At 47.1% G+C, this 16,950-nt stretch carries 16 protein-coding genes; 8 read left to right on the top strand and 8 right to left on the bottom strand.

Annotated features, from left to right (window positions below; genetic code table 11):
- Positions 1-40 precede the first annotated feature (40 nt).
- Genes R7E78_RS08380 through R7E78_RS08370 form a run of 3 tightly spaced genes read right to left on the bottom strand, consistent with a single transcriptional unit; the run spans position 41 to position 2,096 of the window.
- Positions 41-1,297: a PTS ascorbate transporter subunit IIC gene (locus R7E78_RS08380; RefSeq protein WP_318057834.1), complete on the bottom strand. Its 1,257-nt coding sequence runs from the start codon at positions 1,295-1,297 to the stop codon at positions 41-43.
- A gap of 9 nt (positions 1,298-1,306) precedes the next feature.
- Entirely contained in the window at positions 1,307-1,594 is a 288-nt protein-coding gene (locus R7E78_RS08375; RefSeq protein WP_239924513.1) for a PTS sugar transporter subunit IIB, read from the bottom strand.
- A gap of 58 nt (positions 1,595-1,652) precedes the next feature.
- Positions 1,653-2,096, bottom strand: a complete 444-nt coding sequence (locus R7E78_RS08370; RefSeq protein ID WP_005384357.1) for a PTS sugar transporter subunit IIA — start codon at positions 2,094-2,096, stop codon at positions 1,653-1,655.
- Positions 2,097-2,344: 248 nt separating this feature from the next.
- Between R7E78_RS08370 and R7E78_RS08365 the strand changes: the two genes are divergently transcribed.
- Positions 2,345-3,373 (top strand): LacI family DNA-binding transcriptional regulator, encoded by a 1,029-nt coding sequence (locus tag R7E78_RS08365; RefSeq protein WP_005442357.1) that lies wholly within the window; start codon positions 2,345-2,347, stop codon positions 3,371-3,373.
- An 86-nt stretch (positions 3,374-3,459) separates the two neighbouring features.
- Here the strand turns inward: R7E78_RS08365 and phnX are convergent, their stop codons facing one another.
- The 3 genes from phnX to phnW form a co-directional block, all read right to left on the bottom strand.
- The gene (gene phnX / locus R7E78_RS08360; protein ID WP_318057833.1) at positions 3,460-4,275 is read right to left on the bottom strand and encodes a phosphonoacetaldehyde hydrolase; all 816 of its coding nucleotides are present in this window, start codon (positions 4,273-4,275) and stop codon (positions 3,460-3,462) included.
- 76 nt (positions 4,276-4,351) lie between these two features.
- On the bottom strand, positions 4,352-5,731 hold the full coding sequence (locus tag R7E78_RS08355) for an aspartate aminotransferase family protein (RefSeq protein WP_318057832.1): 1,380 nt from the start codon (positions 5,729-5,731) through the stop codon (positions 4,352-4,354).
- Between the two features lie 26 nt (positions 5,732-5,757).
- Entirely contained in the window at positions 5,758-6,861 is a 1,104-nt protein-coding gene (gene phnW, locus R7E78_RS08350) for a 2-aminoethylphosphonate--pyruvate transaminase (protein ID WP_318057831.1), read from the bottom strand.
- Positions 6,862-7,127: 266 nt separating this feature from the next.
- Between phnW and R7E78_RS08345 the strand changes: the two genes are divergently transcribed.
- The 5 genes from R7E78_RS08345 to R7E78_RS08325 all read left to right on the top strand — a co-directional run bounded on the left by R7E78_RS08345 (position 7,128) and on the right by R7E78_RS08325 (position 12,988).
- A complete protein-coding gene (locus R7E78_RS08345) occupies positions 7,128-8,138 on the top strand; it encodes a putative 2-aminoethylphosphonate ABC transporter substrate-binding protein (protein ID WP_172560930.1) in 1,011 nt (336 codons plus the stop codon).
- A gap of 324 nt (positions 8,139-8,462) precedes the next feature.
- On the top strand, positions 8,463-9,569 hold the full coding sequence (locus R7E78_RS08340; protein WP_318057830.1) for a putative 2-aminoethylphosphonate ABC transporter ATP-binding protein: 1,107 nt from the start codon (positions 8,463-8,465) through the stop codon (positions 9,567-9,569).
- 8 nt (positions 9,570-9,577) lie between these two features.
- Positions 9,578-11,302, top strand: a complete 1,725-nt coding sequence (locus R7E78_RS08335) for a putative 2-aminoethylphosphonate ABC transporter permease subunit (RefSeq protein WP_005442364.1) — start codon at positions 9,578-9,580, stop codon at positions 11,300-11,302.
- A gap of 9 nt (positions 11,303-11,311) precedes the next feature.
- Positions 11,312-12,016: a phosphonate utilization transcriptional regulator PhnR gene (gene phnR / locus R7E78_RS08330; protein ID WP_005374048.1), complete on the top strand. Its 705-nt coding sequence runs from the start codon at positions 11,312-11,314 to the stop codon at positions 12,014-12,016.
- 66 nt (positions 12,017-12,082) lie between these two features.
- Positions 12,083-12,988, top strand: coding sequence for an EamA family transporter (locus R7E78_RS08325; protein ID WP_005384368.1), 906 nt, complete (start codon positions 12,083-12,085; stop codon positions 12,986-12,988).
- Positions 12,989-13,056: 68 nt separating this feature from the next.
- On the opposite strand, the gene R7E78_RS08320 is transcribed toward R7E78_RS08325, so the two are convergent.
- Positions 13,057-13,608, bottom strand: a complete 552-nt coding sequence (locus R7E78_RS08320) for an outer membrane beta-barrel protein (protein WP_318057829.1) — start codon at positions 13,606-13,608, stop codon at positions 13,057-13,059.
- Positions 13,609-13,620: 12 nt separating this feature from the next.
- Entirely contained in the window at positions 13,621-14,547 is a 927-nt protein-coding gene (locus tag R7E78_RS08315; protein WP_318057828.1) for a VirK/YbjX family protein, read from the bottom strand.
- 412 nt (positions 14,548-14,959) lie between these two features.
- Here R7E78_RS08315 and R7E78_RS08310 point away from each other — a divergent pair, with 412 nt between their 5' ends.
- Both R7E78_RS08310 and R7E78_RS08305 read left to right on the top strand, forming a co-directional pair.
- Positions 14,960-15,319 carry a DUF3316 domain-containing protein gene (locus R7E78_RS08310; protein ID WP_017819758.1) on the top strand — a complete coding sequence of 120 codons (360 nt, stop codon included), beginning with the start codon at positions 14,960-14,962 and terminating at the stop codon, positions 15,317-15,319.
- 218 nt (positions 15,320-15,537) lie between these two features.
- Positions 15,538-16,947, top strand: coding sequence for an FAD-dependent oxidoreductase (locus R7E78_RS08305; protein ID WP_318057827.1), 1,410 nt, complete (start codon positions 15,538-15,540; stop codon positions 16,945-16,947).
- Positions 16,948-16,950: the final 3 nt, after the last annotated feature.

Genomic DNA, 16,950 nt, shown 5'->3' with positions numbered 1-16,950 from the left:
ATCAAGTCAGTTATCAGCTAGTTATATTCAGACTAACTACTTAGCGAACAATCAGACCCAGTAGGATACCAACAGCGCCGAAGTCTGCGTCACTAAAGGTCGTGTTAGCAAAGCCTAGGTCACCCAGTACTGGCATTAGGAATACTGGTAGGAAGGTAATCAGTAGACCTTGTGCAAAAGCACCCAAGATTGCACCGCGACGACCACCTGTAGCGTTACCAAATACACCTGCCGCTGCACCTACAAAGAAGTGTGGAACGACACCAGGGATAATCACAGTAAGCCCCATCACGTAAAGTAGGAACATACCCAAAAGACCCGCCGCAAAGCTCGATAGGAAGCCAACCAATACTGCGTTTGGTGCGTATGGGAATACAACCGGACAATCAAGCGCAGGTTTCGCGTTTGGTACTAGTTTGTCTGAGATGCCTTTAAACGCCGGAACGATTTCTGCGATAACCATACGTACACCTTGAAGGATAACGTACACACCACCGGCGAATGTGATGGATTGCATCAGCGCGAACATGAACCAGTGCTTACCACCGCTAACTTCGCGTACAAAGTCACCGCCAGCGAAGATACACGTCACCATAAAGATGATGCCCATGGTGAACGAGATTGCTACTGGCGTATCACGTAGGAACAACAAGCTCTTAGGTACGTTCATCTCTTCAGTAGAGTGTTCTTTGTTACCGAACTTGCTGCCAATAAAGCCCGCTAGCACGTAAGAAAGGGTAGAGAAGTGACCAATCGCAACGTCATCAGAACCTGTTACTTGCTTCATGTACTTGTGAGCAATCGCAGGGAAGAACACCATCATAGAGCCCACAACCAGAGAGCCAAGTGCGATCAGTGGAACACCTTTCATGCCGCTAGAAGCAAGGATCGCCGCTACCATCATCGACATAAATAGCGTGTGGTGACCTGTTAGGAAGATGAATTTCCATGGCGTGAAGCGAGCGATCAAGATGTTCACTAACATACCGAAGAACATGATCATCGCCATCTCTTTACCAAACGCTTCTTGCGCGATAGAGACGATAGCTTCGTTGTTTGGAACCACGCCAGTGATGCCGAACGCGTGTTGGAAAATTGTCGCAAAGTCACCCAGTGAAGTCACAACCAGACCTGCACCCGCGCCAAGCACGATGAAACCAAGAATGGTTTTTACCGTGCCTTTAATACACTCGGTGACCGGTTTTTTCTGGGCAATTAAGCCGATTAGGGCGATAAGACCTACCAAAACCGCCGGCTCTGATAGGACATCGTTCATTAAGAAACTGAAAAATTCCATAACGCCACCTTATAGAGCGCCAAGCTCTTGAAGTGCCACAGATAGACGCTCTTTCATTGCCACTTTGTCGACCATGTTATCAAGCGCAACGATGCGTGGTTCAACGCCAAGTGCGTTCAACTGTTCAACGATGTCGTTAGTACCGATGAAGATGTCACAATCCGTACCTTTTGCAGAACCTAGATCGATATGATCCACATCTGCGTTTACATTCAATTCTTTCACGATGCCTTTGATGCTCATTTCCATCATTAGGCTAGTACCAAGACCGTGACCGCAAACAACCATAATTTTCATAATTCAGACCTTTTCTTTTTATAGGGGTGTATGCCCATTTTTAAGGGCACATCAGGAGTTAGTATTTTTCGATGATCGCGAGAACATCTTGTGTGTTTTGAGCGGTGCAGATGGCTTCTACATGTTCTTCATTCATAAACAACTCAGCCAGTTTAGAAATCGCATCCACGTGCGAGTTACTGTCTGTCGCGGCTAGCGTAACCAGCATTTTCACTGGGTCGTTACCTTCAGAATCGAAGTTCACGCCGTTTTGAATCACCGTGATTGCAAGAGACAAACGGTTAACGCCATCTTCAGGGCGAGCGTGTGGCATTGCCATACCAGGACCTACCACGTAGTAAGGACCGAGCTCTTCGTGTGAGCGGTAAATAGCGTCCACGTAGCTTGGCTCAATCGCGCCATTTTCAATCAGTGCTTCACAGGATTTGCTCACCGCATCTTTCCAGTCAGTAGCATCAGAATGGATGCGAATCACATCAGAGGTAATCAGTTCACGTAGCATTGGATCTTTCCGGTTTGTTGTTTTGTTGATGGGTACTTTATCGATCAATTTGTCAGAAAAACCTGAGAATGATCACAAATGGTAGCGCTATCTGATAGCGCTATCATCAATTGTGATAGCGCTATCATTTTTATCAGCCATCCGAGTTTCATATGCTTGTGATCGACTTCTAATGCGCTAATATCAAAACCACTAAAACGCTGTGGTAAGATGTCGCGGCAGAAAATAGAGAACACTAAATAAGAACAATGAGCGAACCTCGCAAACGAAGAAGTACTGGCAATGTCACCTTGGCGGACGTCGCTAAAAAAGCCGGCGTAGGCACCATGACGGTGTCGCGAGCATTACGAACGCCCGAGCTAGTATCTGACAAGCTGAGAGAAAAGATTCAACAAGTGGTTGATGAGCTCGGCTATATCCCGAATAAAGCGGCAGGGGCTTTGGCGTCTGCTGAAAGTTACTCCATCGCTCTTATCATTCCTTCCCTGTTTGAAAAAGCGTGCGCGCTTTTCTTACCGAGCTTTCAACAAGCGTTGAACAAGGCGGGTTATCAGTTGCTGCTTGGCTACAGCGACTACTCGGTAGAACAAGAAGAGAAACTGCTTTCGACATTTCTTGAGAGCCGCCCAGCGGGAGTGGTGCTGTTTGGTAATGAACACAGCCAACGAACCAATCAGCTTTTGGAAGCCTCGAACACACCAGTATTGGAAATTGCTGAGTTAAGTTCGAAAGCCAGTTATCTCAATATCGGTGTTGACCATTTTGAGGTGGGTAAAGCCTGTACCAAGCATGTGATTGAGCAAGGCTTCAAGAACGTGGGCTTCATTGGGGCACGTGGGGATCACTCCACTTTGCAACGTAAGCTACACGGCTGGCAAAGCGCGATGATTGAGAACTACCTTGCACCGGACCATTTCTTAACCACCCACGAAGCGCCATCTTCACAATTAGGTGCGGAAGGGTTGGCAAAGTTATTGCTGCGCGATTCAAGTTTGAATGCTCTGGTATGTAGCCATGAAGAGATTGCGATTGGCGCGTTGTTTGAGTGTCACCGCCGAGTGCTGAAAGTCCCGACCGACATTGCGATTATCTGTTTGGAAGGCTCTTCCATGGGTGAGCACGCCTACCCAAGTTTGACCTGTGCGGAATTCGATTACGAACGTATGGGGACGAAAGCCGCAGACAAGTTACTGCAAGCCATTAAAGGTGAGCCTGTAGAGCATGCAACGGACATGGGCTTTAAGCTAAAACGCCGAGCTAGTACTGCGATCAACTAACCTCATTTGGTTAGAAACTAATACGTGATACAAAAAACCTCTCGATGCTGAGAGGTTTTTTTATGCGTGAGAATAGTGACTGTCGACTAAGGACGCTCACCTGCTGCTAGGCGACGTTCGATATCTGCAACCACTTCTGGGAAGTCAGCAATGGTGTCGATAAGGTAGTGCGGCGAGCTCTTGATCAATTTTGCACGCGCTTTTTCACGAGCGGCATCAAGCGTTGCTTCGTCCGCGGCTTGGTATTCTTCAAACGTTAGACCCGCTTCGTTACCAGAAAGCAGCAAACCAACGGTCCACATACCGGCGTTGTGACCTTCATCGATGCCCGGTGCTGCGTCATCCACTTTGATGCACGCATTAACGTCAGTTACATTCAGCTCAATCACATTCTTCAGTGCCATAAATGGTGCCGGGCGACCACCTTGAGGCAGGTCATCCGTTGCTACCACGTAATCCGGTTTGTAGCCGTAATCCGCTGCAACAGGAATCAGCACATCCATCACTTCGCGAGGGTAACCAGAACAAGAACCGATCTTGATGTCTTTGTCTTTCAGACCGTTCACAACTTCAATCGCATTAAGGATTGGGTCTGCATGGTCTGCCACTTTTGCTTTTTGCAGAGGCATGAATGCTGCGTAGATAGCGTCGATGTCTTCGCTGGTCATTGAGCGACCAAACTTCTCATTCCAACGCTTATCAACCGCAGGGATGCGACCCACAGCTTGGATGTGATCCCACTTACCAAGTCCCATTGGTTCGCGCGCTTCTTCAAGGTCGATTTCAAAATCAAAGCCTTGTTTGAATGCTTCCACAAAGATGCTGGTTGGCGCAAAAGAGCCGAAATCGACGATAGTGCCAGCCCAGTCAAAGATCACTGCTTGAATTGGTGAGTTGCTCATGTTCAATCCTTTTTCTTGCTTGCTAGAGCGCTTGCCTATACGTTGGAACCGCGCTCTGGATAAATTGGTTTTGAGGTTAGAAGTAGTTAAAGTCTTTGCACACTTTGGCGATGGCTTCTTCAAAGATCGCCAACGCTTCTGTCAGTTGTTCGCGAGTGATGATCAGCGGTGGGCTGAGTTGAATCACATTGCCTTGCGATACCTTGAAGCTCACGCCGTTGTTGAGGCATTGGTACAGCACAGCTTCCGCTTCGTCATACGCGCGCGATTTGCTTTCGTGGTCAGTGACCAACTCAATACCCCACAACATGCCAATGCCACGCACATCACCAATCACTGGGTATTTGGCTTTCATCTCTAGCAGCTTTTCACGCATGAACTGGCTGTCGGCTTTGACTTTATCTAGCAAGCCGTCTTGTTCAATGGCTTCCATAGTTGCCAGTGCTGCAGCACAACCGATAGGGCTTTTCTCATGAGTGTAATGACCCATTGAGATTTGCTCAGCAGTGTTGTATTTGTCTTTGGTTACCATGGCAGCGATAGGCACTAACCCTCCGCCCAAACCTTTACCGATGCAGAGCATATCTGGCTCGATGTCATAGGCTTGGTAGGTAAACCATTCACCGCTGCGACCCATGCCGTTAGGGATGTCGTCGATGATCAGCATGACATTGTGTTTGTCACAGATTTCGCGGATGCGTTTCCAATAGGCTTTACTCGGCACTTGTACGTCGGTATTACGAACCGCTTCTGCGATAAACGCGCCCACGCCACCTTCTTTCTCAATCACGTATTCAAGGTAGTCGGCGTAATGCACGTCGCTGCCGTCCGCGACTGGGAAAGCACCACGGTAAGATACGGCTGGTGGAATGCGCTCAACACCTGCCATTAATGGCCCCATGCCTTGTCGGAAACACGCTTCGCCACCTACTGAGATGGCATCCAATGATGCGCCGTGGAAGGAATCCCACAGAGACACCACCTTGTAGTTGCCCGTGATGTGGCGTGCTAATTTAAGAGCCATACCAACCGCAGATGTGCCACCCGGAGCAAACAGCACACGGTTCAATTCACCGCCACAGATTTGGGTGAGCTTTTCGGCACATTCAATCGCGGTCTCGTTGGTAAAACGACGTGGTGAAAACGGCAGTTTGGCAATTTGCTCTTGTACGCGTTTCATCACATGCGGGTGACCGTAGCCCAACTGGTGGACGTTATTGCCATGGAAATCCATGTACTTTTTGCCCGTGGCATCTTGGATGTAGATGCCTTCTGCTGCTTCCAAGGTATCTAAGCAAGGCGTCGACATAGCTTGATGAAGAAAGACCTCCGAATCACGCTTCAATAATGTTTGCGTGCGTTCGTCATCCATCGATGCATTCCAAGCTTGGCGCGCTGGTGTTGTGTTGACATCGCCTTCGCTGCGGAAATGGGTCGGTTTGATATTCTGAGTCATAACGCTCTCTCAATCAGAAGGCTGCTTTACGCAACTTGCCAGTACATTGCTTTTTCAATTGCACCGATTAAGCGCTCGATATCTGCTGGGTAAACTTCGCCAATGTTGCCGATGCGGAAGCAATCTGCGTTCGATACCTTACCCGGATAAATCACAAAACCTTGCTCTTTCAAACGCGTGTAGAACGCTTTGAACTGGTAATCACTGTGCGTCGGAGAGTAGAAAGAAGTGATGATTGGCGAGTGAAGGTCATCACTCAGTAGTGGCTCAAAACCCAGAGAGCGCATACCTGCAACCAGTGTTTTCTGGTTAGTTTGGTAACGGTTATGACGAGCCTCAATGCCGCCTTCTTGTTCCAGTTCTAACAATGCTTGGTAGAAAGCGCGAACCGTGTGCGTTGGAGACGTGAAACGCCATTTGCCGTGGTTCACTTCCATGCAGTGCCACTGGTCGTAAAGATCAAGGCTCAAAGAGCGAGCCTGACCTTGGCACTTTTCGAGCTCAGCTTGTTTCGCAATCACAAAGCCAAAACCCGGTACGCCTTGGATACATTTGTTCGCTGAGCTGATCATAAAATCGATGCCTAGCTCAGCTATATCGATAGGAATACCACCAAAGCTCGACATGGCATCGAGAATCACCACTTTACCGTGTGCTTTTGCCGCAGAAGCAAATGCCTCAATTGGGTTCAGCATGCCAGTGGTTGTCTCGCAATGAACAATTGCCACGTGTGTGATTGTAGAATCCGATGCCAATGCAGTTTCCACCTCGTTCAAGTGTGGCTGTGATGTTTCGCCTGGGGAAACTACATGGCATGGAATATTTAGGTAATCAGCGATCTGAGCGATACGCGCACCGTAAGCGCCGTTGTCGACAACCAACAACTTCCCATCTTTGCCAATGGCGCTGCCAATCGTTGCTTCTACTGATGCGGTGCCGCTACCTTGCATTAGTACGCTGGTGTAGCCGTCTTGCTCCGTCGCTAGTTTTACAAGCTTAGTGCGGATCACTTCTACAATGTCTTTGTTGTATTCATCATCCCAAGTACACCAGTCTTTTAGCATGGCTTCACGTACTGTTTCAGAAGTAGATAGAGGACCTGGAGTCAGTAGTAGGTATTCGTTTTTCATCTCGATTTCCATCAGAATAGTCTAATTGGTCTACACCAAATTTCAAACTCACTCTAGCGAGGAAGAAAAGGGCAGTAAATAGGCGAATATCCAATTTCATAAAACTTTAATATCCAGAAAATGGCGGATCAATTGAACAATTATTCAGCGCAAATTTTCGTAAAACTGCCATTTAATGGTCATGATTTCGTCACAAAGGCTCAGTAGGGTGTATATCGTCAACTGGTACATACCAAATTAAAACTTAGCCAAATTAACTGGAGAAAATGATGAAAAACCGTTTGATGAAAGGATCGCTGGCTGCACTTGTCTCTCTGCTAGCTACGAATGCAATGGCAGCACAGGAAGTCACGGTTTACACCGCTTTCGAAACTGACATTCTTGCGAAATACAAGTCTGCGTTTGAGAAAGATAACCCAGATATCAAGATTAAGTGGGTTCGCGATTCAACCGGTATCATGACGGCGAAATTGCTGGCAGAAAAGAACAACCCTCAAGCGGAAGTGGTTTGGGGTCTTGCTGGCTCGTCAATGGCATTGCTTAAAGGTGAAGGTCTTCTTAAGCCTTACACACCAAAAGGTTTGGAAGAGCTGCACGCGAACCTAAACGACCCTCAATCAAACCAAGCTTGGTTTGGTAACGATGCGTTCTTTAACGCAGTTTGTTTCAACGAAGCGGTAGCGAAACAACTTAACCTACCGAAACCAACGTCATGGGAAGACCTAACGAAGCCGGTTTACAAAGGTCACATTGCAATGCCGAACCCAGCGTCTTCAGGCACTGGCTACATGCAGGTTTCTGCTTGGCTACAAAACATGGGTGAAGATCAGGCATGGAACTACATGCGTGACCTAGATAAGAACATTGCACACTACACGCACTCTGGCTCTAAACCATGTGTTCAAGCGGGTATGGGTGAAGTGGCTATCGGTATTTCGATGGCAAGCCGCGGCGCGAAGCTGAAAACACAAGGCGCACCACTAGCGGTTATCACACCAAAAGGCATCGGCTGGGAATCAGAAGCCGTTGGTCTAGTAAAAGAGTCTGATGCAGCGAAACGTGTTGTCGACTGGTCAATCTCTAAAGCAGCAAACGAGCTTTACGTAGAAATGTATCCAGTGGTTGCACATAAAGACGTGAAAGCGACCGTTTCTAACTTCCCTAACGTTCAAGAGAACATGGCGAAGATGGACTTCGCGCAAATGGGCAGCAAGCGTGCAGAGATCTTAGCGGCTTGGTCTGAGAAGTTTGACGCGAAATCAGAGCCAAAGTCTTAATTGAATTTGCTTTGAGTTGAATACTGAAATCCACCTCGGTTGAGGTGGGTTTTTTGTTTTCTCTGTTATTTCAGAGTTTGCTGAAAGTAGATTCCTAGTCTCACCTAGGTTCGCTGGAATGACGGACTTAAGAAAGTAGGAGCTTCTATCTACACTCACAACGTCATTCTCGAGAGTGACGAAGGAGCGAGTCGGGAATCTCTAATTGTCACGTAAACAAACTTCGCTTCCCTTCATCTATTTGTCATCTTCTGGCTATAAATTTGTCATTGGAACGTAACACTCCAAAACTAAAGTTGGTATATACCATTTGGAGCGTGTGTTATGTCTACTAACCAACATTACCTAAATATCGAAAATGTAGTGAAGCAATTCGGACAGTTCACTGCGTTAAAGAAAATCTCGTTAGCGATTGAAAAGGGCGAGTTTGTTTGTTTTCTTGGTCCTTCTGGCTGCGGTAAAACCACTCTGCTACGTGCCATTGCAGGTTTAGACTTGCCAACGTCTGGTGCGATTTTTCAAAACGGTCAAGAGACCACATTCCTACCACCAGAGAAGCGCGATTTCGGCATCGTCTTCCAATCTTACGCTTTGTTTCCGAACCTAACTGTGCAAGAGAACATTGCGGTGGGTTTGAAGAACCAAGGTATGTCGACCACAGAAGCGCTAGAGAAAGTGGATTACTGGTTAGAAACCATTGGTCTTTCAACCTCTGGCGAGAAATTCCCTAACCAACTTTCTGGTGGTCAGCAGCAGCGTGTTGCTTTGGCTCGTGCATTGGCGTTGTCACCGGGTCTACTGTTACTTGATGAGCCGCTGTCAGCGCTAGATGCAAAAGTACGTGTTCACTTACGTGACGAGATTTGTAAGCTGCAACGCAAGCTTGGCATTACCACCATCATGGTTACGCACGATCAGGACGAGGCGCTGTCAATGGCGGATCGTATCGTGGTAATGAACCATGGCGTGATTGAGCAAGTCGGCACACCTCAAGAAATCTACCAACAACCAGCAACGCGCTTTGTCGCTGAGTTTGTCGGCAGCATGAACTTTATTGAAACCTCCGTCGCAACGGACTCCCAAGTACGCATTGCAGAAACCCTGATGCCAGCGCCAAGCTTGACCAATCGTAAGATCCAACGTGGTGACCGCTTCGACCTTGCGGTGCGCCCTGAAAGCATCAAGTTCGTTGAAAACTACACCAACTCTTTACCAGTACGAGTTACGGCTACCGAGTTTTTGGGGGCGTTTTTCCGTATTGATTGCGTATTGCAAAACGACAGCTCAACGAAAACCATCGTCGTGGATGTGCCCGTGGAAACGGTTCAAAAACTCAACATCAAGGCGGGCGATGTACGTTACATCCAGTTTGCTGAAGAAGGGCTGCATGGTTACGCCGTGCCCTCGGTTGATAAAGCGCTAGCGGCGTAGGTGTAAACATGGATGCGAAGACAATGACGATGAATAGCCTGACCACACAAGACAAAGCAAAATCCTTGCTCGGACGTGTTAGCCGCGACAACCTTGTGTTGTTCGGTTTGCTCGCTGGTTTGTCGACCATGATGGTGCTGTTCATCTTAATGCCGCTTTGGGCAATGTTGACCAAGAGTGTGCAAAATGCCAATGGCGAATTTGTCGGTCTGGCAAACTTTGCGACGTACTTTTCTTCTTCAAGCTTGTGGGTGTCGGTGGGAAACACCTTCACTTTGGGCGTGATTGTGACCTCGGTAGTGGGTGTGCTTGCGTTCGGTTATGCCTACGCGCTGACTCGTTCATGCATGCCGTTTAAAGGTTTGTTCCAAATCCTAGGTACTGCGCCAATTCTTGCGCCTTCGCTGTTACCAGCGATTAGTTTGATCTTCCTTTTCGGTAATCAAGGCATTGCCAAAGAGATGTTGTTAGGAAACTCGATTTACGGCGTGATTGGTATCTCGATGGGTTTGATTTTCTGGACCTTCCCTCATGCATTGATGATCTTAACCACTTCGCTGCGTACTTCAGATGCCCGCTTGTATGAAGCAGCCCGCGCACTTAAAACCTCACCCATCAAAACCTTCTTTATGGTGACGCTACCTGCGGCGAAATACGGTTTGATCAGTACGCTTATCGTTGTCTTTACGCTGGTTATCACTGACTTTGGTGTGCCGAAAGTGATTGGGGGCAGCTACAACGTTCTGGCGACTGACATCTTCAAGCAAGTCGTGGGGCAACAAAACTTTGCCATGGGGGCGGTGACCAGCATTATGTTGTTATTCCCTGCGGTAATGGCGTTCGGCGCAGACCGTTGGGTACAGAAAAAACAAAAGAGCTTGTTCGACACTCGCTCGGTGCCTTATCAGCCAGAGCCTAACAAAGCGCGCGACAGCATTTGTTTGGTTTACTGCAGCATCATTTCTATCGCAGTGCTGGCAGTACTTGGTATGGCGGTGTATGGCTCGTTAGTTACGTTCTGGCCTTGGAACAAAGCGCTGACGCTAAACAACTACAACTTTGCTGAAATGAGCACTTACGGTTGGAGCCCATTCTTCAACTCGCTAACGCTGGCAGGCTGGACGGCAGTGATCGGTACAGCCATTATCTTTGTCGGTGCTTACTGCATTGAGAAAGGGCGTGCGTTTGGTCCAATTCGTCAGGTGATGCAAATGCTTAGCGTGGTGCCAATGGCAGTTCCGGGTATGGTGCTTGGCTTGGGTTACATCTTTTACTTCAACGATGCGAACAATCCTCTGAACGTACTTTATGGCACCATGGCATTCTTGGTGATTAACACGGTAGTGCATTATTACACGGTGGGTCACATGACCGCCCTGACAGCGCTAAAGCAGTTGCCATCGGAGATTGAAGCCACGGCGGCATCGGTGAAGCTTCCTCAATACAAGTTGTTCTTTAAAGTGACATTACCTGTGTGCTTACCTGCGATTTTGGACATTGCGACTTACTTGTTTGTTAATGCATTGACCACCACTTCTGCGGTAGTATTCCTTTACTCAACCGATACGATTCCGGCTTCGGTCTCGATTCTGAATATGGATGATGCCGGTCAAACTGGCGCTGCAGCGGCAATGGCTGTGATGATCATGATGGCTGCCGCAATTGCGAAGATTGTTCAGATGACTTTGGGTAAATTGTTAGAGAATCGCACACAAGCTTGGCGCAAAAGATAAGGACACTTCGTGCAATACGTAAAAATTAAAGATTCGATTGTTGAACAGATTGAAGCGGGCATGCTATCGCCGCGTCAAAAACTGCCAGCAGAGCGTAAGTTGGCGGAGTCGTTCGATACTACACGCGTCACTCTGCGTGAAGCTTTATCACTGCTAGAAGCGGAAGGTCGAATCTATCGCGAAGATCGCCGAGGTTGGTTTATCTCACCCGAGCCATTGCGTTACGACCCAACCCAAACTCTGAACTTCCCGAACATGGCGAAAGCGCAAAATCGCGTGCCAAAAACGGAGTTGGTCGCAGCAAAAGGAACGTTGGCAAACAAACAAGCTGCGCGCTTGCTGGACTTGCAGCCTTTCTCGGACGTGTATCGAGTCGACCGTGTGCGATACCTTGAAGATAGACCTGTAGTATTCGTAACAAACTATATTCGCCCAGAGCTGTTTCCGAATCTGCTGGACTATGATTTGTCAAACTCACTGACGGACATTTACCGCGAGCATTATGGCGTGACGTATCAAAAGATTCGCTACCGCATTTCAACCAGCACTTTGTTGGGTGAAATGGCTCAGGCACTGCGCGCGACAGCCGGTACGCCAGCGATGGTAGTGGAGCGCATCAACTACAACCAGCACGGTGAGTTGATTGATTGCGATATCGAATATTGGCGACACGATGCCATTAGCATTGAATCTCTGGCGGAACTCAATCGTTAAGTGGATTTTCTCATTATCTAAGGCTCCATCTCGGGGCCTTTCTTTTATTCAGACAGGAACATTGAAATGGATTTGTTGGCGATTGGTCTCGTCGTTTTCTCTGCTGTTCTCCATGCGGGGTGGAATATCCTTGGCAAAAGCAACTCTGGGTCAGGGCTCGCGTTTACCATGGCCGCCAGCTTTTCTGCATGTTTCATTCTTACCCCTTATTTGATTTGGTATTTGGCAACCATTGGCTGGACATCATTACCGAGTGAGTTTTGGGGATTGCTGTTCATTAGCGGCATTTCACAAATGGTTTATCTGGTTGGTTTGATTGTCGCTTATAAGCACGCTGATGTGGGGGTGGTTTATCCGATTGCTCGGGCACTGCCTGTGATGATGGTCGGCGCAATCAGTGTTGCATTGGGACATGAATTATCTAGTCAGCAGTGGCTTGGATTCTTACTAATTACTCTTGGTTGTATGCTTGTACCACTGACGAATTTTCGTCAGATGACATTGGGCTCTTATTTGAACGTTGGTGTGTTCTGGGCATTGATTGCCGCAATAGGCACAACGGGTTACTCGGTAGTCGATAAAGAAGCGCTGAGTTTACTCACAGGACAAGCATCAGAGATCTTGAATGATCAGTACAGTGCAATCTTCTACTTGGGCGTGCAGTTTTGGGCAATTGGTATTCCTGCCCTTGTGTGGTGCTTAGTTACGGACAAGCCAGATGAGATTAAGACAGCGTGGCAGATCCGCAAAACAGCCAGCATGGCAGGGGTAATGATGGCATCCACCTACGGCTTGGTGTTGTTTGCGATGACCATGACCGACAACGTAAGTTTGGTGGTGGCACTAAGGCAAATCAGCATCGTGTTTGGATTGTTTATGGGGATTTGGTTTCTGTCTGAGAAATGGTATCTCACCCGAGGGCTTGGCGTTACTTCTATCGTGGCGGGGATCATTCTCGCGCTTACGTATTGACCTATATTCACGAAAAAAGGCAGCGAATGAGCTTCTCGCTGCCTTTTGTATTAACTTGTAAGCCTTGTTTAAAAACGCAGTTGCGCACCAAACATCACGCCGCTAGAGTCAAAATCGCTGTTTTTTGAGTACACATATTCTGCATTCAAACCAAAGTGTTTATAGCTCCAGCCGATACCGCCAGCCGCTTCACCTCCGACACTTGAGTGTTCGATGTTCTTGCTCTGACCGTTCACTTTATAAGTGTACTCGAGAGTGTAGATAGTGACACCTGCCTTGCCGTACAGTTCGAAACCTGAACCCAGAGGATAGCTAGCATAGCCACTCAAGCGAGGTCCGGAGAAGCTCGTATCGGTGACTTCTGAAATCGGACTCACGAGTATCGAGCCGATACCGTCAAACGCGCCTTTATAACCTGCTTCGATACCAAAGTTATGTGTTGGCATGTAGCGGTAATATATTTCACCTAAGAACATGTCGCCTGATTCTTTGCTTGTCGGAGCATCGTAGTTCACATCGCCATAGCCAATGTTTGTACCTATGATGTGCTCACTGGTTTCTGCATTGGCTGACAAAGAAAAAGCCGACAACACTAAAGCAGTAATGAATGAATAACGCATGAACGCTTCTCCTTAGCTTTTAGCTTGATCGCCTTTTAATATTTGTTCGAAAGTGATCTTGGTGTTGTCTAGCCATTCATAACGGCGACGATACATCGAACGCTTAGAGCGCGACATGCCTTCGATATCTCGACGGGGTGCATTTACATCAATTGAGTAAAAATGACGATTGTATTCGGTGCCGCCTAATTCTTGCCAGAGTGCATCGTAATCTGTTTTGATTCGCCCTTTGCTGTAGCGCTTAGCTGCGTAAGTATGGGACTGCGTTTTCACTGCTAGAATCGTGTTCACTTCCCAAATTTGTGCGAGCAAAGTGAGCAAGCTCACCATCAAGCTTTTTGGTCTCTGTCCGTAAAGCTTACGAGTTAGCTTTTTAATTTTCGCGTTGTTTTCTTCACTGCTTCGCGGTCCTTGTAAGCCGCCAATCATAATGCTGCGTCCAGATTCGATGTGACCGAGCGTAAAAGAGAGCGTGTAGAAGTTGCCATCTTCAGCGCTGTGCAGCACTAGGCTCATATCGCCTTCTTTTTGATAACGTGCTTCGTATACTAATCTCACCGAGTACAGGGTTTCGTCAATTTCAAAAGAGGCTAATGTTAGGCCTTTCGAGTCTGTGTAGATTTCTTCGATTGTTTGTTTAGAAAACAGTTCTGAAATCGTTTTATAGTGATCAACCACCAAGTTAGAACGATCGAACGCTGAGTTGTTTTTGATGATATACGGACGAAACGGCTTCTCTAAAAATCGATGCGTACGTGTACAAAGCAACTCTAACAATGACGATTCAATATTGTCTGAAAGGTGCTTAAACGCACGTTTGTAATAAAGCGCACGTAAGATGAACTTAGCTCTGTAGGTCCAAATTGGCTTGTAGACATCAGCATAATCATCTGAGTAAATCGATTTGCTATGGTAAAAAATGGATTTGTTCGCGGTCATTTTCACTCCAGATTAACTTGTGCTCAATAGCGACAATTAAGAACCGACGGACGAGCAGCGAAGAACCCGAAAAGGAGGAATGCAAAGCACGACTGAAAAGAGGTGGTTTTTGCTGTGTCCGACGTTTTTGTAAGGTTTTGAACACTGTTCTTTTGCTGGAATTCTAAGAGAAAATTGACCTTAGGTATTGTATGGTTTGGTAAGGAAGTGTCAGGTTGAAACCCATTGTTCAAAATGAAGAAAATGCGAATGTCGGCTGAATATGACGTTGAGTTGCTAAGTTAATGTGAAATAAGTTGAACGAAAATTGAACATTATTTGAAATTGTTTTGACGTGTTTTAGGTCTTTATACGTACCTTATAAGTATCGAGCCAATTTTGGCCCGATGTAAAGGTAAGTAAGGAGAGGTTTATGAAACGCTTAACAACTTTAGCAAGTACGATTGCTCTGATTGCTGCACCTTCTATGGCTCTTGCTGGTGGTTATCAGTGGACAAACGATACCGAAACTATCCATGGCGACGTAATGGATAGCAAACAAGCGGCTTATGAAATGGGCCGAGACATGATCCAAAGCTACCAAAATAAATCATCTGGACAACTCCGTGATGAGTTTACGAGCCTTACAACGTATGTTGATCGCCAATCGTTTTCTATCACTGACTCAAAAGTCATGGTAAATGAGTTCTTGCAAAGTGACGGGCAAGTTGTTTACCAGCCTATTCTCAATGTTCAATACGAGTACCGCATGCGTGATACCGGTAAATACTAACCAGTAAGACGGACTCGAATTGTTTACCACTAATATTTTTGCTGTTTGTTTTGGGGAGCCACGAGCTCCCCATTTTGTTTTTGTCGAAAGCGAAAATTTTCACACTCTCAGTGCAACATTTTCTATCGCTCAGGGTTAGATTTTCTTGCTCGTTGATTGTCATCATCGTTTGTAAAGTGTTTGCGGAAATGGATGTAACGCACTAACGAGGATACCCGATGACACATCATTCATATTGGTTCAAGCAGGCAATTGAAGCTGAGCAACCAGAAACGCCACAACCGTTACAGCAGAACATTAATACTGACGTTGCGATTGTTGGTGGCGGATACACCGGACTTTGGACCGCGATTATGATTAAGCAGCAATCTCCGGAAAAACAGGTGGTTGTTATCGAAAAGGGCTTATGTGGTAGTGGTGCATCGGGCGCAAATGGCGGTTGTATGTTGACTTGGTCTACCAAGTTCCCGACATTGAAACGGTTATTCGGTGAAGAACATGCTGCTTGGTTAGTAAAAGAGTCGGAACAAGCAGTGCTAGAGATTGACGACTTTTGTCAGCAGCACAACATCGATGCGCAATTATCGTTAAAAGGGGTTTATTACACTGCAACCAATCAGGCTCAAACTGGGGGAATGCAGCCAGTTGTGGACGAGTTAAAGCTATTAGAAGTGAACAGTTGGCGTCGTTGCTCGGTGGAGGAGCTGCGTGCCAATGCGGGTTCACCTCGACATATTGAAGGCTATCACTCTCCAGTTGCAGCCAGCGTTCAACCTGCATTATTAGCGAGGGGGTTACGCCGTGTTGCTATTGATCTGGGTGTAGAAGTTTATGAGAACACGCCGATGACGCGTCTAGATTATGGAAAACCTGCCATTGTCTGTACACCCAAAGGAAACATTCAAGCGCAGCAGGTGGTATTGGCATTAAATGCATGGATGGTGGAGCAGTTTAAACAGTTTAAACAGTTTAAAAACAGTATCGTGGTGGTATCTTCCGACATGGTGATCACCAAGCCGCTTGGTGACGCACTACCTCAATCTGGTTGGCAGGCAGGTTCTAGCGTGTTGGATTCACGTATCTTCGTCCACTATTACCGAGATACGCCAGATGGCCGTTTGATGTTGGGGAAAGGCGGCAATCAGTTCTCTTTCAACAACCAAGTCAACGCAATGTTCAACAAGCCAACGCGCTACCAAGGTCTACTGCGTAAGTCGTTCGATAAGTTGTTTCCTCGTTTGAGAGGCGAGGAGTTTGCTTATTCATGGACGGGGGGCTCTGATCGTTCTGCTACTGGTTTCCCTTTTTTCGGCGAGCTAGATAAACAGAGCAATATCTTTTACGGATTTGGTTATTCAGGCAATGGTGTAGCGCAGACTCGAATGGGCGGAAAGATCTTATCTTCATTGATATTGGGAATCGATAACGAGTGGACGAACAGTGGTTTAGCCAAAGGACCGTTGGGGTATTTCCCACCAGAACCGCTTCGCTGGACCGGGGCTATGATAGTGCGCAACGCGGTACGTCGAAAAGAGGAAGCAGAAGATAACGAGAAAACGCCGTTTATCTGGGATAAGTGGCTAGCAAAACTCGCGGGACCAGCAGGCAAAGCGGATAAGCTTGACTAAACT

This window comes from Vibrio sp. YT-19(2023) (genome assembly GCF_033337395.1).
Note: the sequence above shows the minus strand (reverse complement) of the source record. Positions and strands in the feature narration are given on the sequence as shown.